The sequence below is a fragment of the Mucilaginibacter daejeonensis genome (genome assembly GCF_020783335.1).
GTDB lineage: Bacteria > Bacteroidota > Bacteroidia > Sphingobacteriales > Sphingobacteriaceae > Mucilaginibacter > Mucilaginibacter daejeonensis.
In genome coordinates this window covers 2,780,369-2,805,036 of record NZ_CP086068.1, presented here as the reverse complement: position 1 = coordinate 2,805,036, position 24,668 = coordinate 2,780,369, and the positions used below count along the sequence as shown (strand labels likewise).

17 protein-coding genes and 2 tRNA genes are annotated in these 24,668 nt (G+C 49.3%); 13 read left to right on the top strand and 6 right to left on the bottom strand.

Features of this window, described 5'->3' with window-relative positions; genetic code table 11:
* Positions 1-7: 7 nt before the first annotated feature.
* From LLH06_RS11800 to LLH06_RS11755, 10 genes are all read left to right on the top strand, one after another.
* Positions 8-2,230 carry a glycoside hydrolase family 3 N-terminal domain-containing protein gene (locus tag LLH06_RS11800; RefSeq protein WP_228169495.1) on the top strand — a complete coding sequence of 741 codons (2,223 nt, stop codon included), beginning with the start codon at positions 8-10 and terminating at the stop codon, positions 2,228-2,230.
* 16 nt (positions 2,231-2,246) lie between these two features.
* Positions 2,247-4,592: a glycoside hydrolase family 2 TIM barrel-domain containing protein gene (locus LLH06_RS11795; protein ID WP_228169494.1), complete on the top strand. Its 2,346-nt coding sequence runs from the start codon at positions 2,247-2,249 to the stop codon at positions 4,590-4,592.
* Between the two features lie 20 nt (positions 4,593-4,612).
* A complete protein-coding gene (locus LLH06_RS11790) occupies positions 4,613-6,769 on the top strand; it encodes an alpha-galactosidase (RefSeq protein WP_228169493.1) in 2,157 nt (718 codons plus the stop codon).
* Between the two features lie 632 nt (positions 6,770-7,401).
* A complete protein-coding gene (locus tag LLH06_RS11785; protein ID WP_228169492.1) occupies positions 7,402-10,425 on the top strand; it encodes a SusC/RagA family TonB-linked outer membrane protein in 3,024 nt (1,007 codons plus the stop codon).
* An 18-nt stretch (positions 10,426-10,443) separates the two neighbouring features.
* Positions 10,444-12,090: a RagB/SusD family nutrient uptake outer membrane protein gene (locus LLH06_RS11780; protein WP_228169491.1), complete on the top strand. Its 1,647-nt coding sequence runs from the start codon at positions 10,444-10,446 to the stop codon at positions 12,088-12,090.
* A 48-nt stretch (positions 12,091-12,138) separates the two neighbouring features.
* Positions 12,139-13,320 carry a SusE domain-containing protein gene (locus LLH06_RS11775; protein WP_228169490.1) on the top strand — a complete coding sequence of 394 codons (1,182 nt, stop codon included), beginning with the start codon at positions 12,139-12,141 and terminating at the stop codon, positions 13,318-13,320.
* A gap of 29 nt (positions 13,321-13,349) precedes the next feature.
* Positions 13,350-14,909: a DUF4832 domain-containing protein gene (locus LLH06_RS11770; protein WP_228169489.1), complete on the top strand. Its 1,560-nt coding sequence runs from the start codon at positions 13,350-13,352 to the stop codon at positions 14,907-14,909.
* Positions 14,910-15,006: 97 nt separating this feature from the next.
* Complete coding sequence (locus LLH06_RS11765) at positions 15,007-16,230, top strand: alpha/beta hydrolase family protein (RefSeq protein WP_228169488.1); 1,224 nt, start codon at positions 15,007-15,009, stop codon at positions 16,228-16,230.
* A gap of 82 nt (positions 16,231-16,312) precedes the next feature.
* Complete coding sequence (locus LLH06_RS11760; RefSeq protein WP_228169487.1) at positions 16,313-16,930, top strand: TetR/AcrR family transcriptional regulator; 618 nt, start codon at positions 16,313-16,315, stop codon at positions 16,928-16,930.
* Between the two features lie 115 nt (positions 16,931-17,045).
* A complete protein-coding gene (locus LLH06_RS11755; RefSeq protein WP_228169486.1) occupies positions 17,046-17,906 on the top strand; it encodes an SDR family oxidoreductase in 861 nt (286 codons plus the stop codon).
* Between the two features lie 61 nt (positions 17,907-17,967).
* Here LLH06_RS11755 and LLH06_RS11750 read toward each other — a convergent pair.
* The 6 genes from LLH06_RS11750 to LLH06_RS11725 all read right to left on the bottom strand — a co-directional run bounded on the left by LLH06_RS11750 (position 17,968) and on the right by LLH06_RS11725 (position 21,822).
* Positions 17,968-18,052: transfer RNA gene (locus tag LLH06_RS11750), tRNA-Ser, on the bottom strand.
* 104 nt (positions 18,053-18,156) lie between these two features.
* Positions 18,157-19,134 (bottom strand): YihY/virulence factor BrkB family protein, encoded by a 978-nt coding sequence (locus LLH06_RS11745; protein ID WP_228169485.1) that lies wholly within the window; start codon positions 19,132-19,134, stop codon positions 18,157-18,159.
* A 10-nt stretch (positions 19,135-19,144) separates the two neighbouring features.
* The gene (locus LLH06_RS11740) at positions 19,145-19,552 is read right to left on the bottom strand and encodes an acyl-CoA thioesterase (protein ID WP_228169484.1); all 408 of its coding nucleotides are present in this window, start codon (positions 19,550-19,552) and stop codon (positions 19,145-19,147) included.
* Positions 19,552-20,607, bottom strand: a complete 1,056-nt coding sequence (mltG, locus tag LLH06_RS11735) for an endolytic transglycosylase MltG (protein ID WP_228169483.1) — start codon at positions 20,605-20,607, stop codon at positions 19,552-19,554. The genes LLH06_RS11740 and mltG overlap by 1 nt, the downstream gene beginning before the upstream one ends.
* A gap of 71 nt (positions 20,608-20,678) precedes the next feature.
* Entirely contained in the window at positions 20,679-21,047 is a 369-nt protein-coding gene (locus LLH06_RS11730; RefSeq protein ID WP_228169482.1) for a rhodanese-like domain-containing protein, read from the bottom strand.
* Complete coding sequence (locus LLH06_RS11725; RefSeq protein ID WP_228169481.1) at positions 20,989-21,822, bottom strand: PASTA domain-containing protein; 834 nt, start codon at positions 21,820-21,822, stop codon at positions 20,989-20,991. The genes LLH06_RS11730 and LLH06_RS11725 overlap by 59 nt, the downstream gene beginning before the upstream one ends.
* Before the next feature lie 602 nt (positions 21,823-22,424).
* On the opposite strand from LLH06_RS11725, the gene LLH06_RS11720 reads away from it, so the two are divergent.
* From LLH06_RS11720 to LLH06_RS11710, 3 genes are all read left to right on the top strand, one after another.
* Positions 22,425-23,039 carry a redoxin domain-containing protein gene (locus tag LLH06_RS11720; RefSeq protein ID WP_228169480.1) on the top strand — a complete coding sequence of 205 codons (615 nt, stop codon included), beginning with the start codon at positions 22,425-22,427 and terminating at the stop codon, positions 23,037-23,039.
* A gap of 10 nt (positions 23,040-23,049) precedes the next feature.
* Positions 23,050-23,121, top strand: a tRNA-Cys gene (locus tag LLH06_RS11715).
* A 100-nt stretch (positions 23,122-23,221) separates the two neighbouring features.
* A complete protein-coding gene (locus LLH06_RS11710; RefSeq protein WP_228169479.1) occupies positions 23,222-24,667 on the top strand; it encodes a phytoene desaturase family protein in 1,446 nt (481 codons plus the stop codon).
* The last annotated feature ends 1 nt before the right edge of the window (position 24,668 follow it).

Here is a 24,668-nt window from a genome sequence, read left to right as displayed (position 1 = left end):
CATCTTAATGTATAAAGTAAAGATCAGCCTTATAGCTCTGGCCATCGCCGGAATCCAATTGAATGCCGAGGCACAACGCAAAACCGTTAACCAGCGGGTAGATTCGGTGATGCGCCTCATGACCCTTGACGAAAAGATCGGTCAGCTTAACCAATACTCAGGCCGTGAGGTGACCGGTCCCTTGGTGAAGCAGAACGCCAATATGCTGAACGACATACGGCAGGGCAAAGTAGGCTCCATGCTGAACGTGCAGGGCGTGCAGAACACGCGCCATGTACAGGAGGAGGCCATGAGGTCGCGTTTGAAGATACCGTTGCTTTTTGGGATGGACGTGATACACGGCTATAAGACCATTTTCCCGGTACCACTGGCCGAATCGGCCACCTGGGATATGGACCTTATCCGTCTATCGGCGCACATCGCGGCAAAAGAGGCCGCTGCCGTTGGTTTGCACTGGACCTTTGCACCTATGGTGGATGTGGCTCGTGATCCGCGCTGGGGTCGCATTATGGAAGGCGCTGGTGAAGATACCTATTTAGGCAACGACATAGCAAGGGCGCGTGTGCTCGGCTTTCAAGGCGATAAACTGGGTGGGTTGGACGCCGTGATGGCCTGCGCCAAACACTTTGCCGCCTACGGAGCCGTATCATCAGGTCGTGATTACAACGACGTGGAAATGAGTGAGCACCAGCTTTGGGAAACCTACCTGCCGCCATTCAAAGCTGCCGTTGACGCAGGCGCTGCCACTTTCATGAGCTCCTTTAATACCCTTAACGGCGTACCCACCGCGGCCAGCAACTACTTACAGCGCGACATTTTGAAAGGGCAATGGAAATATAGCGGTTTTGTAGTAAGTGATTGGGGCTCGATAGACCAGATGATCAAATGGGGTTACGTTCCTGACAAAAAGCAGGCCGCTCTAAAAGCGATAATTTCCGGCTGCGATATGGACATGATGAGCTATAGCTACATCGAACATTTGAAAGAGCTCGTTAATACCAAACAAGTAAGTATAAAACTGATCGACGATGCAGTAAAGCGGATCCTGGCTAAAAAATTTGAGTTGGGCCTTTTCGATGATCCTTATCGCTTTTGTAATGAAGAACGTGAGAAGGCAGAATTAAATAACCCTGAACACGTTAAGGCAACGCTTAAGGTAGCCCAACGTTCTATCGTTTTGTTAAAGAACGAAGCCTCCATTTTGCCTATACAAAACTCGTTCAAAAAGATAGCTGTGATCGGTCCGCTGGCCGATTCAAAACGGGATATGCAGGGCGCATGGGCCGGTGCTAATGATGCTGATAGGGTTGTTACCTTACTTAGCGGACTGAAGCAAAAAATAGGAAATGGAGTGCAGATCACTTATACAAAAGGTTCCACCATCAAGACCAATGATACCACCGGCTTTGCCGAGGCGGTCAAAGTAGCTAAAGACGCTGATCTGGTGATCATGGCCTTGGGCGAGGCTTACGACCAAAGCGGCGAATCGCGCTCACGGGCTGATATAGGCCTACCGGGTAGCCAGGATCAGCTTTTCTCGGCAGTGCAGGCCACCGGTAAGCCGGTAGTGGCAGTGCTGATGGCCGGTCGCCCGCTCATATTCTCGAACATAGCTGCCAAGGCCAACGCCATACTGTATGCGTGGTTCCTGGGTGATCAAGCCGGAAATGCGATAGCCGATGTACTGACCGGTGCGGTAAACCCATCAGGAAAATTACCGGTGACCTTCCCGCGCTCGGTCGGCCAGATCCCTTTAACGTATAACGATTACAAAACGGGCCACCCATACAACTCTAACGTATTCCAGTACCAGACCGGCTACATCGATGTGCCCAACGCGCCGCGTTATGCCTTTGGTCACGGCTTAAGCTATACGACCTTCAAATATTCAGACCTGAAACTTGACCGATCGACCATGCGAAAGAATGGTAAGATCACCGCAAGCCTAACACTGACGAATACCGGCACCCGCGCGGGTGAAGAAGTGGTGCAGATGTACATCCATGACCCGGTAGCCTCAGTGGTACAGCCTACCAAAAAACTCAAGGGCTATGGCAAAGTGGCACTTGAACCTGGCGCATCAACGACCATTGTTTTTATCATTAACGCGGAAACGCTCTCTTTTTACAACCAGCAACTGAAGTGGGATGCTGAACCAGGAAAGTTCAAAGTGATGATCGGTTCTGCGTCTGATGACATCAAGCTTCAGGCCGATATCGAACTTCAATAAACTCAAAGCCAGTACTATGCATAATTTCAACAGGTCATTGGTAAGGTATGCTTTGATCGTTCTATTGGGTTTCATCTCGACCTTTGCCAAGGCGGCTACCCGTACCGACAGCCTCATTAATTTCGATTGGAAGTTCATGATAGGGGATGTACCGGCAGCTAAGGAGAAGACCTTTGCGGATAGTAAATGGCAGCAGGTGAACCTTCCGCATGATGGCAGCATTGCGGGCGGTTTTGATACGGTTAGCGGCACAAGGCAGAACGGTTTCCGTCCACGACATATAGGCTGGTACCGCAAAAACTTGTTCGTACCGGCCAGTGCCAAAGGCAAGGTGATCACCCTGGAGTTCGAGGGCGTTTATCGTGCAGCGGAGGTTTGGGTGAATGGCAAATACCTGGGTAAACACCTCAACGGTTATACCGGCTTTACTTACGATGTGACCCAGCACGTGATGGCAGGCGGTAGTAACACTATTGCTGTGAGGTATGACAATACTTACAAGCAAAGTTCGCGCTGGTATACGGGCGAAGGCATATATCGTAACGTATGGATTCACATCAACAATGCCCTGCACGTTGCAGAGAATGGTACTTATGTTACCACGCCGTTTATAGGTAATGACAAGGCCAAGATCTCGGTACAGACCGAGGTTGTCAACCAAGCCGATACCAACGTGTTGGCCACACTGAGAACAGTGATCATCTCGCCCGAAGGCAAAGAGGTGACCTCGATGGTGAGCGTCGTACCTTTAGGGGCACATCAAACCTACAACTACCAACAAAACACCACTATTAGTAACCCGGTCATTTGGGACATCACCTCACCTAAACTTTATCACCTTAAAACTTATGTAAGCGCGGGCGACCAGCTACGTGATGTGCATGATAGCCGTTTCGGTATCCGCACGATCGAATTTACCCCTGAGCAAGGCTTTCTCCTGAACGGCCGCAAGGTTTTCCTCAATGGCGTGAACATTCACCATGATCTTGGTCCGCTCGGTGCGGCAGCGTTCGATAAAGGTTTTAAGCGACGCTTGCTCGGCTTGCAAAAAATGGGCGTTAATGCGGTCAGACTCGCGCATAATCCATATACCAAAGCAGTGCTGGATATGTGCGATGAACTGGGCATCTTGGTGTTCAATGAAGCTTTTGATAAGTGGAGTAGCGAGTATTATGGCCCTGGCGAGGATTTTAAGCAGCACTGGCAGCCTGATCTGGCCTGGTTCGTTAAGCGTGACCGATCTCATCCAAGCGTGATCATCTGGAGCGTTGGTAACGAGGTGGCCGTTAAGCAGGAATATAAGGACACGGCCTTTGTGGTCCAGCTCAATAAAATGGTTGATATCGTACATCGGCTCGACCCGTCACGCAAGGTGACCAGCGGTTTGTACCCCTCACGCGATGAGGATAGCCCTGCGCCCATGGCCTTCCACATGGATGTGATGAGCGATAACTACATGACCCGCTTTTACAAACGCGATCGTGCTAGGTTCCCACAGCTCATTTACTTGGCCAGCGAAATGACCACTGATAACGGTGGCGAGAACTTTTTTAACTATGACCATAGCTACGCCTGCGGACAGTTCTATTGGGGCGGTACCGATTACATTGGCGAATCGTTCAAATGGCCGTCGAAAGGCTGGAACGGTTTGATCGACTGGTGTGATCACTGGAAGCCTATCACGTACTATATCAAAAGTCTGTACACTCAGGAGCCAATGGTGAAGATCGCGGTATTCGATGCCTCGGCAAGTGAATCGCGTGTGTGGAACGATGTGTTTATGAACACGATCAAAATGAGTGACAGCTGGAACTGGAAGGCCGGACAGAAGCTCACACTGTATACTTTTACTACCAGTGACGAGATAGAACTGTTCGTTAACGATCGGTCGGTAGGAGTCAAGTATTTGAAAGACTTCCCTAAGCGTAAGATCAGCTGGGAGCTCAACTATGAGCCAGGGACCATCAAGGCGGTAGCACGCAAGGATGGCAAAACCATCGCCACCGATGTTGCCACAACAGCAGGAAAGGCTGAGAAGATCATTTTGACAACGGACTCTGCGCACTTTAAGGCCAATGGCCTTGACCTGGCCTATGTGACCGTTACCGTGGTGGATAGTAAAGGAACAGTGGTTAAGGACGCCACGAACGATATTAAATTTAAGGTGAGTGGCGAAGCTACAATAGCCGGCGTGGCCAATAATGACCGCATGAGCGATGAGCATTTTGTTGCTGATCACCGCCGTGTGAACGATGGACGCTGTTTGTTAGTTTTGCGTAGCACCCGCAAGAGCGGCAAGGTGCGGATCAAGGCGTCGGCCACCGGCCTCAAGAGCCAGACATTGACCCTAACCGCCAATTAACATTAATAGAATTATACCTGATGAATAAGTACAACCTTTTTATTGCGCTGCTGCTGGCATGTGGTACTGCACAGGCCCAGCTGGGTCAGCGCATCATTGTTGAGACCGATCATACGTCGCTGATCATGAGCGTAGGCAAAAACGGTCGTGTGTATCAGAATTATCTGGGGGCCAGGCTCCTTAATAGTGCCGACAACATGACCTTGCCGCAAGGCAGAGAAGTTTACGTAGGTGGAGGTATGGAAGACTCTTTCCAACCTGCGATCAGAGTGACCCACGCTGATGGTGACCCGTCGATCGAACTGTTGTTCGCAAAACAAAGTATTGAAAGGCCGACCGCAGGTTGCACGGAGACCATCGTTACGCTTAAAGATCCTAAGCATCCCATCACCGTAAAACTTCATTATCAGGCCTTCATAAAAGAGGATGTGATCAAAAGCTGGACCGAGATCATCAATGGGGAAAAGGGCGAGATCGTGCTTAATGACTATGCATCGTCAATGCTCAACTTTGATGCGCGCGAATACTGGCTGACCCAGTACCACGGCGATTGGGCCGCCGAAATGAAGATGCAAGAATCGAAGCTGACAAGCGGCATCAAACAGATCGACTCTAAGTTGGGCACACGGGCAGCCATGTACCAAAGTCCGCTGTTCCTATTGTCGTTAGGCAAGCTTTCGGACGAGACCACGGGCGAGGTCATAGTCGGCACCTTAGCGTGGACAGGCAACTTTCGCTTCCACTTCGAGACGGATCAAAACAACGGCTTACGTGTCATATCGGGGATCAATCCCTATGCGTCGGCCTACCGTTTGGCTGCTGGCAAAATCTTTACCACGCCAGCTTTCATCTTTACTTATTCGGCCAATGGAAGAGGACAGGCCAGCCGTAACCTGCACGCCTGGGCACGTGATCATGATGTTATGGACGGGCACAAGCCACGCCTGGTACTATTGAACAATTGGGAAACCACCTTTTTTAACTTTGATGAACAGAAGCTGAGCGGCCTGTTCGATGATGCGGTGAACCTCGGTGTCGACCTTTTTTTATTGGACGATGGCTGGTTCGGAAACAAATACCCTCGTAGTAATGACAAGGCCGGTCTGGGAGACTGGCAACCGACCAAGACCAAATTGCCCAACGGCATAGGGAATCTGATTAAACAGGCCGAAGCAAAGGGAACCAAGTTCGGCATATGGATCGAGCCTGAGATGGTGAACCCCAAAAGTGAGCTTTACGAAAAGCACCCCGACTGGATCTTGCGCCTGCCTAACCGTAAAGAGGACGAGCAGCGCAACCAAATGGTGCTCGATCTGGCCAACCCCAAGGTGGCCGACTTTGTGTACCAGACCATGGACGACCTGATCACCAAGAACCCGGGTCTGGCGTTCATTAAATGGGATTGTAACCGCATCATGACCAACACCTGGTCGCCTTATTTGAAGGACAAGCAGTCGAACCTGTATGCGGACTACGTGCTTAATTTGTATCAGGTGTTCAAGCGGTTGCGTGCCAAGCATCCACACCTGCCGATCATGTTGTGTTCGGGCGGTGGTGCCCGCATCGATTATGAAGCACTGAAATACTTCACTGAGTTTTGGGCGAGTGATGATACCGACCCATTGGAACGCGTTTATATACAATGGGGTTACAGCAATTTTTACCCAGCTAATGTGATCGCATCTCACGTTACCTCATGGGGTAAACAATCGTTAAAGTTCCGTACCGATGTGGCCATGATGGGCAAGCTGGGTTACGATATCGACGTGAAGAAAATGACCGCAGAAGAACTGACCTTCAGCAAGCAGGCGATCAAGAACTACAAGCGTTTAAGTGACGTGATCTGGTACGGTGACCTGTATCGTTTGATCTCGCCTTATCAGGAGAACCGTGCAGTGCTCATGTATGTGGACAGCGCCAGGTCAAAGGGAGTACTGTTCAACTATAATTTGAATATTCGCGAACGGGAGACCGTTAACCGGGTAAAACTTCAGGGACTTGATGCCGCAAAGCGATACAAGGTGGAAGAGATCAACATGATGACCGGCGCCAAACCGATCCTGCCTGATAATGGCCGCGTTTACACCGGCGACTTCCTGATGAAAGTAGGCCTCGATCTCAATAGCTGGCATTTAAAAGCGCTCACCAGTTCCATCATTGAGATAACGGCGCAGTAAATATCGCTGTCTCGAATAAAAAAGCAGGCATCACATAGGTGCCTGCTTTTTTATTTTATGCTGGTTTAATTTCCAATTAATATGGCTCATGTTTCCGGGAGATCGCTATCAAGAAGTATTACCCGGTTGATGACAAGGCTATTTAATATAAACGTTTATTGGACAGGTGTTTGTGATTTTGAAAGTTGGTCAAGGTTGTCATTCGAATAGGGTGATTATTCATCATTTGGCGAAAAAGTACCCCCTAAATGACGGATATGTGGGGCTACGGTGGCGCGATTACTTAACAAATTTGCTTCACCAGTTACATCAACAACAAGAACCAAACGACCCCAAATTATGGCAAATGATCTACACTGCTTTTATTTATCCGTTTCTATCCATTCCCGCTCAGGGCGCATGAATTACCATGTAGCCGAAGCTATCGGTTAACCGATAGCCAATTAAGCATTCATCTAAAATTTAATTGACCGTGAGGGATCACTTGTCGTAAGGGGCTGAGCGGCTTCCAAAGCGCCCTGTGATCCTGTTATCTATCGAACCAATCTTGAAGACGAACCCAAGAATGAACGAACACCTATCCGGCCTTTAAGGGCAATTGCGAAGTAAATACACACCTATAAAAATTGTAAATGAGAAAAGAAGTATACATCAAATTCGAACGCTGGCTAATGCTGGTGATGCTGATATTTGCAGCAAATTCTGGTTATTCCCAACAAAATACGATAAAAGTTACCGGAAAGGTGACCGACTCAGGCAAGGCCCCGCTCATCGGTGTTTCGGTGGTGGTCAAAGGTGGTTCTACCGGCACCCAGACCGATACCCAGGGTAACTTTACCTTACAGGTATCGCCCACGGCAACCCTTGTATTCACCTATGTAGGTTTTGATGCACAAGAACTCAAGGTGCCAACGTCAGGTGTGCTGAACGTGGTCATGAGCGGCGACAGGATGCTTGACCAGTTGGTGGTGGTAGGTTACGGTACCGCCAAAAAGAAAGACCTCACCGGCGGCCTGGCCGTGGTAGGCAAGGAGCAGTTGGGCATGGTATCTACCCCCAACCTGATGGACCGTCTGGTCGGTCAGGTAGCGGGTTTTAATATCACCACATCCAACGCCGCACCGGGGCAAGATCAGTCGCTGCTTATCCGTGGCGAGAACTCGCTTTCGGCCAACAACTCGCCGCTTATCGTTCTGGATGGTATACCTTATAGCGGTTCGCTGGTGGATATTGATCCTAATAACGTGGAGAACCTTACTGTACTAAAGGATGCGTCGGCGGTGGCTATTTATGGTTCGCGGGGCTCTAATGGGGTGATCCTTATCCAAACTAAACGGGGGATGGCCGGTAAGCCAACGGTGAGTTACCGTGGCCAGATCGGAGTGGCTGAACCCATGCAACGCATCGATGTAATGGGACCTAATGAATACATTCGCTTCCAGCAGGATATAGGCCGCTTGCGCGAAGGCTACACGGGCGATCAGCTTGACCCGGTGGCCGGTAACATCATCAGCGTTACCGAGCGGGGCAATTACACCAAAGGCATCACCAACGACTGGCAAAAGTACATCTTCCGTAAGGCCATCACCACTGATCATCAGATCAGTATATCGGGCGGTACGGAGGCTACCAAATATATGGCTGCCGTTGCCGCTTTAAAACAGGATGGTGTGGTGTATAACTCCACGCTTACCCGGTTGAACATGACGGCCAATATTGATCAAACATTCAACAAATGGCTCACCATAGGAGTGGGTACGCAATTCACTCAACGGAGCGATGGCGGCGTGCAACCCAATATTGAGCATGCCATTAAGCAGAGCCCTTACGGCAGCTACAAGGACGCCGCCGGTTATTACGTGCCCGAACCTATGGAGTACTCACTGATCGTGAATCCGATGCGTAATGTCAATGCTGATCAGGACCGCATCAACCGTAACTTTTTCTTGTCTACCTATGCCAATATCCAGTTGCCGCTTAAGGGGCTATCGGCCCGCACCAACTTTGGTTACAATTACCGCAGCGTATTTACAGGCACGTATTATGGCCGCGATACCTTCGACGGTCGTGAGCAGGCAGGTTTGGTGGGCGGCAGGGCCAGTATCAGCAACAGCCATTATAATGACTACACCTGGGAGAACATTTTGAAATACGAGCGCCAGGTGGGCGATCACCGCTTTGACGCAACAGGCCTGTTCAGTATGCAGCAAACCAAAAGCGTGAGCGCGTCGCAAAGTGCCGAAGGCTTCGTGACCGATGATACCAGCTATTTCATGATGAATACCGCTGCACGTAACGTCACCAATACCTCAAGCCTTTCTGAAACGGCCTTGATCTCATACATGGGGCGTTTGAATTATGGCTACAAAGGCCGCTACATCGCCACCTTAACGGGCCGGTCTGACGGTGCCTCGGTTTTCGGTATCAATAACAAGTATGCTTTCTTTCCTTCGGCAGCAGTGGCCTGGCATATTGGCGAGGAAAGCTTCCTGAAGAACAAGGTGAACTGGTTGGGCATGCTAAAGCTGCGCCTTTCGTACGGTGCTAACGGTAACCAGGCCATCACACCTTACCGTACGCTCGATCGTTTGTACTCGAGTGTAAAATACATTTGGGGCGATGGTGGCACCGCTGTTAACACCGCGTATTTGGCGGGCGATGGCGTAGGCAACCCTAACCTGAAATGGGAGACCACCTATACCGGTAACATCGGTATCGATTTTCAGATATTCAACAACCGGGTCAGCGGTAGTATCGATGCGTACCGTTCGCGGACCAAAGACCTACTCATGACCCGCACCGTGCCTATCATGAATGGCTACAGCCGCATTTGGGACAACGTGGGCGAGACGCAGAACCAAGGCTTAGAGTTAACACTGAACACCACCAACATCGATCATAAGAATTTCAAATGGAACTCTACCGTGGTGTTCTCTTTTGACCGCGACAAGATCATTGAATTGCGTGGCGACGGATTGGACGATATCAACAACAACTGGTTCATTGGTAAGCCACTGCGTGTTTTTTACGACTACAACATGGTGGGCATATGGCAACGCGGGGATCAGTTCTTTTATACTGACGCCAGTGGTGCCCAGCGCGAGGTACAGACCGGTGCAGCGCCCGGCTCGGCCAAATTGCAGGATGTTGATGGCAATGGCTTCATCAATACGCGCGACAGGGTGATCATTGGTTCAAAAATGCCACGTTACACGGCGTCATTAGCTAACCGTTTAAGCTACAAGAACTTCTATATGTCGGCATTGGCCACCGGAACCTTCGGTGTTTGGCGCGATGATAACGTGGCCAATCTTGGCTCATGGACCTTCGGCATCACCAACTATGTACACAATGCTAACTACTGGACACCAGAGAACCCAGGCGCTACTATTGTATCACCTGGCTATAACAACACCTTTGGGCATGGCTTTTACAAAAAGGTGAATTACGTGCAGATCAAGAACATCACCTTCGGTTACAGGCTCAACACCGGCGTAGCACGCAAGTTAGGTCTGAGCGGTGTTGACATGAACCTAAGCGTCAATAACCTGTACACTTTCTCTAACATCAGGCAGGTACTCAATTATGATAATACGTGGATGGCATCGTACCCAACTGCCCGCCTTTTAGTATTTGGCTTAAACGTGAATTTTTAATCAAAGCGATCGTAACACATGAAAAAGATCATCAAAGCAAGCTTATCGCTTATCGTACTCGTGTCATTAGGCGGGTGTAAAAAATTTTTGAACGAGGAACTCAAGACCGAACTGGCGCCTACCAATACCTTTACCAGCACCTATGGCTTTGAAGTGGGCAGTGCGGGCCTGTATGCACTGACCCGCTCAGAGTATAACACTTTTGGTGAGGGTGGCGCTTATTTGCACAACGGCGCGTGCCCATATGAGGCGCTACAGGCCGGTACCGACATTGCCGACGTGATCAACAGCGATGCCTCGCTCACGGCTTTCGCCAACCTCACGCTTACTCCGGCCGAGCGCTTTGTGGGTACCTATTGGAACTGGGCCTACAGCCTGATCTCGTCGGCCAACCTGATGCTGGTATATGCAGATAAGAATACCAATTGGGATTCGCCCAATGACAAGGCACGTTTCCAGGCCGAAGCACGTTTTTTCCGGGCTTATGCTTACCGTACATTGGTGTACCTGTACGGCGATGTACCTTACGTAGAAACCATTCTTTATGATTTCAAACTCAACTTCACCCGCACGCCTAAGGCTGAAGTGCTGGGCCACATCGTTGATGACCTGAAGTTCGCATCGGATAACCTGCCTACTAACCCTGACCAGGTAAGGGATGGCAAACTGACCAAATGGGCCGCCTTGCATTTACTGAGCGAGATGTACCTCATGCAAGGTCAGTATCCACTTGCGGAGCAAGCGGCATTAGCGGTGATCAACAGCGGTAACTATAGCCTCATGAAGAACCGTTTTGGCACAGCCAAGGACAAGCCAGGCGATGTTTTTAGCGATCTGTTCGTGGAGAACAACCAGAACCGTTTGAAGAACGGTAACCGGGAAAGCATCTGGGTGCTGCAATTTGAATTCAACACCATTGGCGGCGGCACCAACTCTGACGATTGGACCCGCCGTGCCTGGAATCCTAAGTACCCCGATATCACCGGTTTTGTACTGGCCGACACCTTAGGCGGACGTGGCTTAGCACAATTAACGCCCATGAAATGGTGGGTAGGTACAGCAGGTACCAGCGCTACCGGCAACGTTCCCGGCATTTTCGAGTCTACCGATATCCGCAACTCCAACTACAACATCAAACGCAACTGGTACTACAACAATCCTAACGAGACCTCTTTGGTGGGCAAAAAAGCCAATATCACCGAACAGACCTGGTTCTCGACCAAAAGCTTGTTCCCAGCCATTACCAAGTTCTTTTACGGCCGTGCCGAGAACCTGAGCCTGACCGGCAGCTACAAGGACCGTATGAAGTTCCGTTTGGCCGAGACCTACCTTTTGCTGGCCGAAGCCTATCTGGGGCAGAACAATCCAGGTAAAGCCGCCGAAGCTGTGAACGAGGTACGCAAACGTGCCGGCGCATCAGTGATCAACGCAAGCCAAATGACCATGGATATGCTATTGGATGAGCGCATACGCGAATTGATAGGAGAGGAGAGCCGTAGGTTCACCCTGGTGCGTACGAATAAGTTGGTGGAAAGGGTGCGTACTTACAATACGGCTATAAGCAGTAAGATCACGGCCAACAACATTCTATGGCCTATACCACAGTCTATTATTGATGCCAACCGTGACGCACCGTTCCCACAGAACCCAGGCTACGGCAGATAGCGATAGAATTTATACCGAACCACTTATATATCACAAAGAAGTAATCGCATGAAAAAAGCTAAATACCTGTTCAAAACAGGGTGTATGGTATTGGTGCTGGCCCTGCTGGCGGCTTGCAAGCACGAGATCAATGACATTGAAAGGGTAAAGGAAACATTGACGGTGCGTCCTTCGGCCGAGAAGATATCGTTGGATGAAAATGACCGCGCGAAAGACATCATCACCTTCTCGTGGGAAAAAGCACGACCACAGTCAGACGATCACATGGTGACCTACATCACCAAGCTGGATGTGGTGGGCAATAATTTTGGCTCGGCTACCGCGATCACCACTTATGAGGATGATGGCGTATTTAGCAAAAGTTTCACGTCTGAGCAGCTCCTGAACTGGGCTGCTCAAAAGTGGAAGGTAGCTACCAATAAACCGTTCACGCTGGAGTTCAGGGTTACCGCGCAATGGGAAGGCGGCCCGACCTTTGAAGCGCCCGAAGTACGTACCATCACCGTGAACGTGGTGCCGGCCAGGGTGGCTTTAGGCGGCGGCGCGGTAGGCGCTGAAAGGATCGAGATGCAAAAAACGCTGGAAGATCCAAACCAGTATGCTTACCTGCTCAAACTGCAGCCTGGCGACCTGAACATCGTGATGGAGAACAGCGGCAAGACCTTTTATGCCACTGCCAATGATGGGAGCACAGCATTGAAGGATGGCACTGCTACCGGCGTTAAACTGAGCGAAACACCATTCGCCTGGAAGATCGAGACCGCGGGTGAGTACCGTATAGTGATCAATATGCAAAAAGGAACCGCTACTATTTATTCGCCGGCAAAAGCGCTTAGCCCCAAGGTGGTGCAGTGGAGCACCTTCACTACCACCGTATCCGAACTTTGGATGCACGGTGCCATCAATAGCTTTGGTACACCTATAAAAATGGACTGTAACGTAAGCCTTGCCGATCCGCAGGTGCTGGTGTACACCGGTGGCCGCGTTGGCAAAACCAAATTCATCGTGTATGGCGGCAACGATAATAACAAGAACCTGGCTTATGCGTTCAGTGCTCCGCTCACTGCGGCGGGTGCTGCACAGGAGTTATCATTAACGCTGGGAACGTCCGCCCCTCTGTCAGGCGGATCAACAAGTGCACAGCGAAATTCCTACTACACCATACCTACAGGAACCAATGTTTTAATCATTGACCTGCGCAACATGACCATACTAGCCGACAGGAGATAGGCTACACCATCACACCATATAAACCTAAAATGAGAAGATCCCAAAAAAGACCAATGCTGCTTAATGTGTTAGCCGCATTGCTATGCGTGCTTTCCATATCCTGCAAAAAAGATGCAGAGACCGACACTAGCGCTATATCTGGTACTTTAGTAAAACCCAATTACAACCGCAGCACCGTGTTCAGGAACCCGTTGAATGGGTGGGTGATGTACGCAGGAGCCGATGATGAGAAGTATTGGGACAACACCTATTATGTACCCGACCTGGGCAAAACGGTCAAGGCTATAGACTACGCATCGGCATGCTACGTGCGCACCAGCTGGGCCAAGCTGAACCCCAGCGATGGAGTTTATGCCTGGCGCGAGCCCAATTCGGGTTTGGGCAAACTGATCAGGGGGGCAGCGTCTCGCGGGGTGCCGATCGCTTTCCGAATCGTGGTAGATGGGCGTGATCAGGGCCTTAATACCCCACAGTTCGTGTTCGATGCCGGTGCTAAGTATTACCTCGAGAACTCATCGTTCCCACAGCGGAGAACGCCTTACCCGCAGGACGCAATATTTAGAAAGTACTATGCTAAATTCATCACAGAGCTGGCCAAAGACTTCAACGACCCGCAAAAAACGGCGTTCATTGATGCGTATGGCTTAGGTAAATGGGGCGAGGCACACAACGTGATCTACGAGGAGATAGGTGCTGCCGTTAGCGCCAATACCGAAAAGCTCAAAGAGGAAGCCTTTGATTGGGTGACCGATCTGTACAGCCAGAACTTTACCAAGGTGCCGTTAGTGATCAACTACCACCGTTTGGTGGGGCACCCAGCCAGTTGGGGTGCGGCCAATGTGAACAGCGACAGATTACTGGTAAAAGCCATTAACAAGGGTTACAGTCTTCGTCAGGACGCTTTTGGTATGACCGACTACTACCAGAGCTGGGAGCGAGCTTTTGCCAAGACATGGAACTTCAAACGCCCGATCATTATGGAAGGTGGCTGGATCACCACCGGCACACACAGCTACTGGACCGACCCCAGCAAAAAGTATCGTCAGGACCATCCTGAGGATGTGCGCCAGGGTGAGTTCGATACGTCGTTAGAAGCTGCAGTGAATATGATGGATTTCCGGGTAGGCGAGATCGATAGCTGGTTCACCAAGTCGTTCTCATTGGTGCAGCGCTTTACCTCCGAGGGGGGCTACCGCTTGTACCCCGATCAGGTATACCTACCCGACAATTTGATAAGTGGGGAAGAGGCGACCATTACGCACCGCTGGCGAAACATGGGCTGGGGATATTTCCCTAACAATATCCCGCAGTGGAACTACAAATATAAAGTCGCCTTTGCCTTGCTTGATGCCTCAGGTGCTGTCAAAAAGATATTGGTAGATGACAAGGCCGAGCCTTCTACCTGGCTCAAGAATGCACCCTCAAGGTATGAACTAAAGGCCGGCGTGACGCTGCCGGCAGGTACTTACACCTGGGCGGTGGCTATCGTCGATACTCAAAAAGACAACAAGCCCGGCATCAAACTCGCCGTTAACGGTGACATGACGGCCGAAGGATGGCTGAAGTTGATGAACGTGCAGATCAAATAAAAATATGCCCACTACCTGGTAGCGCTTTTATTCGCCTTGTTCGAATGAAAGCGCTATTGGTGATATGAGGAATGTAGATACACAACCTGATATTCAAATGAAAAGATTCCGTTGGATAGCGATCACACCGTTACTTCATATACTGACCATTACCCCAACCTTTGCCCAAAAAACAGATAGATTTATGGGCGAGACCGTGAACTATGATGAGGCCGCTGTTCCGTCGTATACGTTGCCCAACGTGCTTTTGAAGGCTAATGGGCAGTTGGTAAAGAACAAAAAGGACTGGGAAAAGGAGCGGAGGCCTGAGATCGTGAACCTGTTCAAGGCCAACGTGTATGGGCAAACCCCCATAGATCTTGATAGTGCCACGTACGTGCTGACCAACAAAGTGGCCGATGCCATGGGCGGTAAGGCCTGCCTGAAAGAGGTGGCCATTCACATCTGGAATAAGGGTAAGCAGGTGACCGTACCGCTGGTGCTGTTCGTTCCTAACAATATGAGAAAGCCTGCGCCCGTGTTCTTGCTCATCAATAACCGCAGTAAAAGGAACACCGACCCCACGCGAGCGGTGAAAAGCACCTTTTGGCCGGCCGAGTTACTGATCGAAAAAGGTTATGCCATAGCGGCCTTTCAGGTAGGTGATGCTGCTCCCGACAAAAAGGACGCCTACCAGCATGGGGTGCTTGATCAGCTCTTCCCCGAACTATTAACCCAAGAAGACGGTATGAAAGCTATCGGTGCATGGGCTTGGACCGCCAGCCGGGTAATGGACTATTTTGAGACCGATAAGGATGTGGATGCTCATAAGGTGGCTTTAGTAGGGCACTCCAGAGGAGGGAAGACCTCACTATGGGCTGGAGCACTCGATCAACGTTTTGCACTTATATTCAGCAGTTGTTCAGGCAGTACCGGTGCCTCCTTGGCGCGTCGGAGATACGGTGAGACCGTTAGCCTGATCAACAAGCAGTTCGGCTATTGGTTCGCCAATACCTATAAACAATATAGCGACCGTGTAGATGACCTGCCGGTAGATCAGCATATGTTGATCGCCTTGTTGGCACCGCGTCCGGTTTATACCACCAACGCCACCGAAGACCGGTGGGCCGACCCTCCAGGCTCATATCTTTCGTTGGTGAATGCCTTACCGGTGTATAAGCTCTATCAAAGGTTGGTCAACATTCCCACCGAACCACCACCGGTCAATACACCGATCATCAACTCATTTATCGGCTATCACTTCCGCACCGGCATCCACGACCTAAATCTTTACGATTGGGAGAACTTTGTGCGCTTTGCCGATCATCATTTTGGAAGATAATTTACAGCTAAAGATCGCTGCTGAAAGAAAATTTCAAACAAAGCAAATTGTTAATGGTTGAAAAGTGACTGACGGTCATTTTATGGTCAAGAGAACAAAACATCTTCCCAAGTCGCAAAGAGAGCAACAGATCATTGATGCTGCCGACCGCGTATTATTAGAGGTGGGCGCTCAGGATCTCACGATCGATAAGATGGTCGCACACCTTGATGTTGCTAAAGGGACCATATACAAGTACTATAAAAGTAAGGACGATGTGCTTGCCGAGCTTAGCGTAAAAGCATTAAGTGTGTTGCTCGAGCATTTTAAGGCTTGCGCAGAGCAGGAAGGTGATCCTTTAAAGAATTTAAAGGATCTGGTGATGGCGTTCTACAGGTACTATCTTAAGTATCCGAAGTATTTTGAATTGTTCGTGTACATGGAACGCCCCGACTTTAAAAGCAATATACAGAGCTACCTCAGTATCAGTTCTGAGATCAAGAACTATTTTACCGAGTATTTAGAGCGTTGCCGATCAGTGGGCATCATCAAAAAAGAATTGGATCCTTCTTACTGCACATACATCATATGGGGGAGTTGTATGGGGTTGATGAATTTTATAGAAGCGAAGAAGGTATTTATAGAAGAGATCGTCAAACTGAAACGACAGGATCTGCTGGAGATCTATGCTGACATTGTGGTGAATGGAATGAAGGCATAAAAATTTTTATACCAAAAGTGACCGGTGTTCACTTTTGGGTTGCGGTTTGCAGAATAGTTAGAGGTGTCTAAAGAACTCAGTATTAATATTTAATTGATTTATAAATAAATAAGTTATGATCTTAGTAACAGGAGCAACAAGCGTGATCGGACAAAAGCTTTGTCAACTGCTTAGTGAGAATAAGAAAGCTTTCAGGGCAATGTGCCGGAAAGAGGATCAATTGCAAAAATTACGTGCTCAAGGCATGGATGCAGTGCTTGGCGACTTCAAAGACGCAGAGGGTCTTAGATCGGCCATGAAAGGCTGCACCACCTTGTTCCTGGTCAGTCCGCCCAATGAAGATCAGCTTGAAAGTGAAAAGCGAGCGATCGATGTGGCCAGGCAAGAGCAGATAACGTACATTGTAAGGGTATCAGCCTCCGACGCAAATTTACGGTCGTCCGTACCCTGGGCACAGGCCCATGCACACATTGACCATTACATGCGTGCATCGGGAATGCCCTGGACGATACTGAAGCCGACCGCTTTTATGCAGAACTTTTTGACCATGACCAAACCCATCTCTAAAGGATACCTGCCGCAGGTAGGGGGTAAGGGACTGGTAGGGTACATTGATGCGCAGGATATAGGCAGGGTAGCCTACCACGTGTTGACCGAAGGTGACCACAAAAGGGCTACCTACTATTTGAATGGTCCGGAGGTATTGAATATGAAAGATGCCGCTTCGACAATCGCTAAAGCGATAGGCAAAAAAGTGCGTTATGTTCACCTGCCTTCATTTGCGTTCCGTGTGTTATTAAGGGCGACCGGAGCATCCCGTTGGTTAGCCAATGGGCTTATCCAACAATACGCAGAGGTGGTGGCCAAGAATCATGATCACGACCTTGGCGAGGAGGTGCTTCGCCTAACCGGCCATCAGCCTCGCTCGTTCACCGAGTTCGCGCAAGAGAACAGGGAGTCATTCCTGAACTGGTAGGGCATGAAAAAAAAGCCTCAAATCAATTGATTTAAGGCTTTTTTCGTTTTTATTCTTTCAGCGGAGAGAGAGGGATTCGAACCCCCGGACCTTTAACAGTCAACGGTTTTCAAGACCGCCGCAATCGACCACTCTGCCATCTCTCCGGGGACAAAAGTACAAATCTGGACCGAATTGCCAAACTCAATGTTCAATATTTTTGAATTTTTGCTAACGTTTCAGATAACACTTTTATTATCAGATCATTAATTTATTGTGACGACCGCTGTCGTGGTGTCCTAAAGGTGTTAAAACGCGGTTTAATGATCTTAATGCTCCTTTTTGATAGGTCTACACTGGCATTTAATTCAAAACCGATGAGGATAATGAGCGAATTTAGTTGCATATAGATCATCATGACCAGCAGCGTACCGATCGATCCGTACACTTTATTGTATGATGAGAAATTATTGATGTAGTAAGAGAAGCCAAGTGACGTGGTCACGGCCAATGCAGTGGCTAATATGGATCCTGGGCTCGAGAATTTCCAGCGACGCTTGTGGGCCGGTCCGTAACGGTACAAGGTCGATACCACCACAAAAAATATCAGGATCACAATGATCCATCGGCTCAGGGATATAAGCAGCAACCAGAAGTGCCAGCTTTGGAACATGTGTGATTGCAGGAACTTAAGTAAGGCTTGTCCGGCTATCAGGATCGCAATGGCGAACAGTAATGAAAAACTGATCACTATAGTTAAGGCAACAGATATCAACCGGCGTTTGACCCAGGTACGATCCTCCAATACCAGTGATGATTTATTGAAGGCCTGCATGAGGTTATATACCCCGTTGGATGCAAAGTAAAGGGCCGACAGGAAACCTATCGATAGCAATTTACCATTCTGGTTCTTAATGATGTCCTTCATGGTACTTTCGAACGCCAGATACGCATTGTGCGGGAGGATCACTTCGATCAGGTGCAACAAGGTATCCTGAAAGTGGGATATAGGCACGAAAGGGATGAGCGTGAATAAAAAGATGGTGGCCGGAAAAAAGGCCAGCATAAAGTTGAACGCCAGTGATGATGCACGGTTGATCAGTGCGCTTTTGCGGAGCTCACCTATGAAGAACACAGCTATGGTATATAACGGCAGTGGCCTGAACCCCGGTAAGATCACCGACTTGGTCCACTCCAAAAAAGCGCGATATAAACTGGTTTTGAGTAAGAAACGATGCAGCCAGGTCATTTGACCAAAATTACTCAAAAAACGGTTTAAGTTTGTCTAAGAATTGTTGCGGTGGTAAGCTTGGCCGGTTGGTGCTCATCTTGATGAATGCCAGTAAGGTCTCACCCGTATGGATGTGTTCCTCCTGCTCGTTGTAAAGGTCGTACCGGAAATGGATCTTCACACCGGGCATCTTATCCATGGTCACTTTAATGCTGATCTCTTCATCATAGCGTGCGGGCCGTAAGTATTTGCACTTCATCTCTAATACAGGCATCATGATACCGTCGGCCTCCATGCCGCTATAGGTCAAGCCGAGGCTGCGCAGCATTTCCACACGACCTACTTCGAAGAACTCGGCGTAGTTGCCATAGTACATGTAGCCCATCTGGTCGGTTTCGCCGTACCTGACCCGCAATTTGGTGGTGTGGGTGAACATTAGTGTTTGATGCCCCTTTCGTTCAGTGCCTGTTGGAAACGGCGCGCATTGGCTTTGTGCTCGGCCTCATTGCTGGCAAAGTTGTGGTAGCCCGAAAAGTCTTCCTTGGCACACATATACAAGTAGTCATGAGTTTTGTGGTCCAACACCGCATTAACAGCGTTCACAGATGGCATCATGATAGGGCCCGGAGGCAATCCCTTTACCCGGTAAGTATTGTAAGGCGATGGCGTGCTCAGATAACGGTTCAATACCCGTTTGATCGTAAAATCGCCGGTTGCAAATATCACGGTAGGGTCGGCCTGGAGTAACATGCCTTTTTTCAGGCGATTGAGATAGAGGCCGGCTATGGTCGGCATTTCGTCGTCATGCAGTGCTTCCCAATCAACGATCGAGGCTAGTATAGACACCTGAATAGGGGTAAGGTCAATAGCTGCGGCCTTTTGCTTACGTTCAGGCGTCCAGAATTTTTCATACTCCTTATTCATGCGCTCGAAGAACTGTTGCGCAGAGGTGTTCCAATACATTTGATAAGTATTGGGCAAGAACATGGTGTAAACATTTTCGGTATTAAAACCATATTTCTCTACAAAGCGAGCTGAATCCAACAAGCTGATGATCGCGATCGAATCAGGCTCTAATTGCTTAGAGATGGCCGCTGCGAACTGGGTCTTAAGTCGGAGTCCTTTGAACTTCAGATCGACCGGCTCCTGGTTTCCCGACGCCAGCATGTTGATGAGTTTGCGGTTACTCATGCCGGGTGTAAGCTTGTATTTACCTGGCTTTACGCGGTCAACGTAATGCATGTTATGTGCCGACCATAAAAAGGTGGTGGTATCCTTCACGATGCCTTCTTCGCGGATGGTGCGGTATACGTCGGGAAAGGTGGCCTCGGTATGGATGTAAAGGTATTCTTGCTTATCGGTAACGTTAGGGCCGAACCAACGCAGGTAGTATACTAACCCGGTAACGCCCAGGGCCAATATTACGATCACGACAAGTGCTATAATGAATTTTTTAAATGTTCCGCCCGTACGCGGTTCCTTAGTAGCCATATGGATGAATATATGTTCTTGATTGCAGATGTAAATTTTATGGTTATGCTTTTATAGCATATGTGCTTCAGTCAGGCTTTTGACCTTAGCCGCTGCAAAGCTAACAATCCGCCCTTTAAGTTGCGTGCATGTTCAAAGCCGTGTTGTTGTAAAATGTTGCAGGCGGCCTCACTTCTGATTCCGGCCTGGCATATAACAATGATCTCAAGGCTCTTGTTCCAGTTCGAACGCTCAAGCGCCTGCTCTAATTGTGCTACCGGGATATTGGTACCACCAATATTGTAGGTATGAAACTCGATAGGCTCTCGCACATCCAGTATCAGCAAGGACTCATCCTTATTTTCAAGACGAGTCGATAGCTCCTGAGCATCTATCTCCTCATCAGGGTTGTACTGGTGGTTCTTGTTGTTGAGGTTGTTGCTGGGTGGCTGGTTGCTCATTGGGTGTTCCTTTAGCCTGGGTAACCGTAAGATTAACTCGGGTACCGATGCTGGTCTTGCTGGTCGAATCAGTACGCATAGGATATTGCGATACCACAACTAAGTTGGTAGAATCGGTTATGCTGCCTGTATAGGTGATCACACCCACGGTCAAACCTGCGCCTCGCAGGGCAAAACGTGCTGCATCAAGGTCTTGGTTCGTCAGGTCGGGGATGTCCACCTCGGTGGCACCGGCGCCATCGCCTAATACAAGGTCAACTATCGAGCCTTTAGGTATTTTTTGGCCGGTCTTAATGGTTTGGCCGCCAAAATGCACTTCCAATACCTTATCACGGGCTATGTCTGAACGGTAGGTGGTATCGCCAACCTTCAGCCCGGCATTGGCCAGTACGGCCAGTGCTTCACGATAGTTCTTTTCTTCGAGGTCGGGGAGGCCAACGGGAGGGGCTTGGGTGGTCACCATTGTCAGGTATATGGTACGGCCTTCTTTTACATTAGTACCGGCATCCGGGTCCTGCTCAATGATGGTGCCTGGTGGCTGATCTTGTATGTATACCGAATCGATCTGATATTTAAACCCTTGATCTTCCAAAATCGCCAAGGCATTCTCGGCGGCAAGGCCTTTTAGTTTAGGTACAGGTATGCCTGCACCATGATGAGTATAATAACCCAAACTCAGGTAAGCGATAAGTATAACGGCCAGTAACGATCCTATAGCGCCTAAAAAGTGATTCCTGAAATCTTTGGTCTTTAAGTACGTCCAGAATTTGTTCATGTGCGGCTGTGATGCTTATAGCTAATTAACTGCCAAACATAACGAAAATTAGAGATATAGTGCCAACAAACCCTAAACAACATCGCCCCTGAACTACCCGATCGCACGCTTGTCATCGTTACTGTTACATCTCGTGTTGTTCATCGAAACTAAGCCTCATGAACAAGGCAGACAGAACACTTTACAGATTTTTACAGGTTTTTCTCAAATATTCTGGCCTTCGTATCATGCCAAAAAAGCCCGGATCGTTACATCGGTGAAACACTTTTTAGAAGATGTAATGGCATAAAAGAATGAGATTCCGTATAAAAATTTCTTACTGAACATCAAACAATTACATCATCTCTTTAATTAAATCTACTAAATCTGTAGATATTATATATATTTGTATCATCAAGACACGAAAATAAAAGATAGAACCATGAGAGTATTAGCCACACAACGCCCATTGTACATGAACAGCCGCTCAAGCTGGGTCATGTGTTGTTGTCGCTAGATCGGCCGAGCACCGAGGAAAAGTGGGAGCACTTAAGCGTTGTGGAACTTGCTCCGCCACCTGATGTCTGTCCTCAACATTGTCTTATTTTATTATCATTTTCATCATGTCAGCTACCAACACCCAATACCCAGCATTCGATCATTTAGAGGTCAATATAGAAACAGAGTTCGGTCGTACCGAATATAAAAAACTCACTCCCGCCGTTACCGGCGATAACGTTGCCATCGGTGCCGGAGCACCAACGTACTTAGGAAATAACAGCTACACCAAAACACCGGCGCTTAGCAAGATCCTGGTGGTCTACTTTTATTCGGCACAATGGGGTGCGGTAGGCTTGGAGCACCTGAAGCAGTTGAATGCCATCCGTAACGAGGTGAGATACCAGGACGGCAGCATCGTAGTGGTCGATGCTGATGGCGATGATAGCACATTGCAGCAGTTACTGTGGAACCATAACCTGTTGTTGCCGGTACATACCGACGTTGATGCGCAGATCGCCAAGGCTTTTGGGGTGTACTCAGAAGACAGCCCGGCCTGGGATCTTTACGCGGGGTTGAACAGCAATGTGCCGCTACCATCTCTCTTTGTGGTGGATCACTTTTTCAATGTCACTTACCATCACCATAACACCGAGATCGACACTGCTGTGCCTACGCAGCAGATCCTGAGTTCAGTGTACCGGTCAAATAATTACCTGGCAGCCAAACGCACGGCCTAAAGGTGACCATGGCGGAGTGGCCGAGTGGTTAGGTAGGGGTCTGCAAAACCTTGTACGACGGTTCGAATCCGTCCTCACGCCTCTATTAAAGGTGAGATAACGTTATGCGTTCAAGCATTTTATCCATTTAGTTGTTCAGTTGACAGGGCTTTGTACCTTTACATGGCCTGTAAAAATATCTGATGCAACTTCCAAAACGCGACCTTGATGCGGTGATCATTGGTTCCGGACCTAATGGTTTGGCGGCTGCCATCTTGATGCAACAGCAGGGACTGAGCACCCTGGTGATCGAAGGCAAAAGCACCATTGGGGGAGGAATGCGTACCGAAGAGCTTACGCTGCCCGGCTTCAAACACGATGTTTGTTCGGCCATTCATCCGTTAGCTTTAGGGTCGCCGTTCTTAAGCACGCTGCCGCTTCATCAGCATGGTCTGCGTTTTTTGTATCCCGGTATCGATGCGGCACATCCTTTTGATGATGGTTCGGCCGCTATACTGGCCCGCTCTGTTGAGGATACCGCCCGTAGGTTGGGTGCCGACGCCCACACATATACTGATCTGATCAAACCCCTCGTGAAGGATTGGCCTTTACTGGCTCCCGATATACTGGGTCCGCTCAAATTGCCTCAGCATCCGCTGGCACTGGCGCGGTTCGGCCTCAAGGCGTTGCTGCCTGCTACGACGCTCGCTCACAAATTTAAGACCATCCAAGCGCGTGGACTGATCGCTGGTATGGCCGCGCATGCTATCCAACCGCTGACCAACCTGACCACCGCTGCCATCGCTTTAGTGCTGCTCACCAACGGGCATACAGGTGGCTGGGTCATTCCTGAAGGTGGTTCGGCATCTATAACCTCGGCCATGGCTGCCTATTATACGTCTATTGGGGGGCGTATACAGACCGACACTTACATCACCTCCATGGCGCAATTGCCATCGGCACATGCGGTGCTTTTTGATGTTACTCCGAGGCAGTTACTGCAGATAGCCGGTCATCAGCTATCCTCCGTTTATAAATGGCAATTAGAGCGTTACCGCTATGGTGATGGCGTTTACAAAATAGATTGGGCGTTGGATGCCCCGATACCTTTTACTGCTGATGACTGCCGCAAGGCAGGTACGGTACATTTAGGCGGAACATTAGAAGAGATCGTAGCAGCGGAGGCATCCTCAAAGCAAGGCCGTCATACTGATAAGCCTTACGTGTTGCTTGCACAGCAAAGCTTGTATGATCATACTCGTGCCCCACAAGGCAAGCATACCGCTTGGGCCTACTGCCATGTACCCAACGGCTCTACACGGAATATGACCGACATTATTGAAACTCAGGTGGAACGTTTTGCACCGGGTTTTAAAGAACGTATACTGGCCAGGCATACGTTCAATAGTGTGCAAATGCAGGAGCATAACCCCAATTACATAGGGGGAGATATTAACGGCGGCAGACTGGACATCGGGCAGTTGTTCACCCGCCCGGCCCTCAGGTGGTCTCCTTACCGCACGTCGGCCAAGGGTTTATATATCTGTTCCTCATCAACCCCACCGGGAGGTGGGGTTCATGGGATGTGTGGTTATCATGCGGCCAAACAGGCCTTGAAGGATGTGTTCGGCATTAGGGTATCGCTATAGT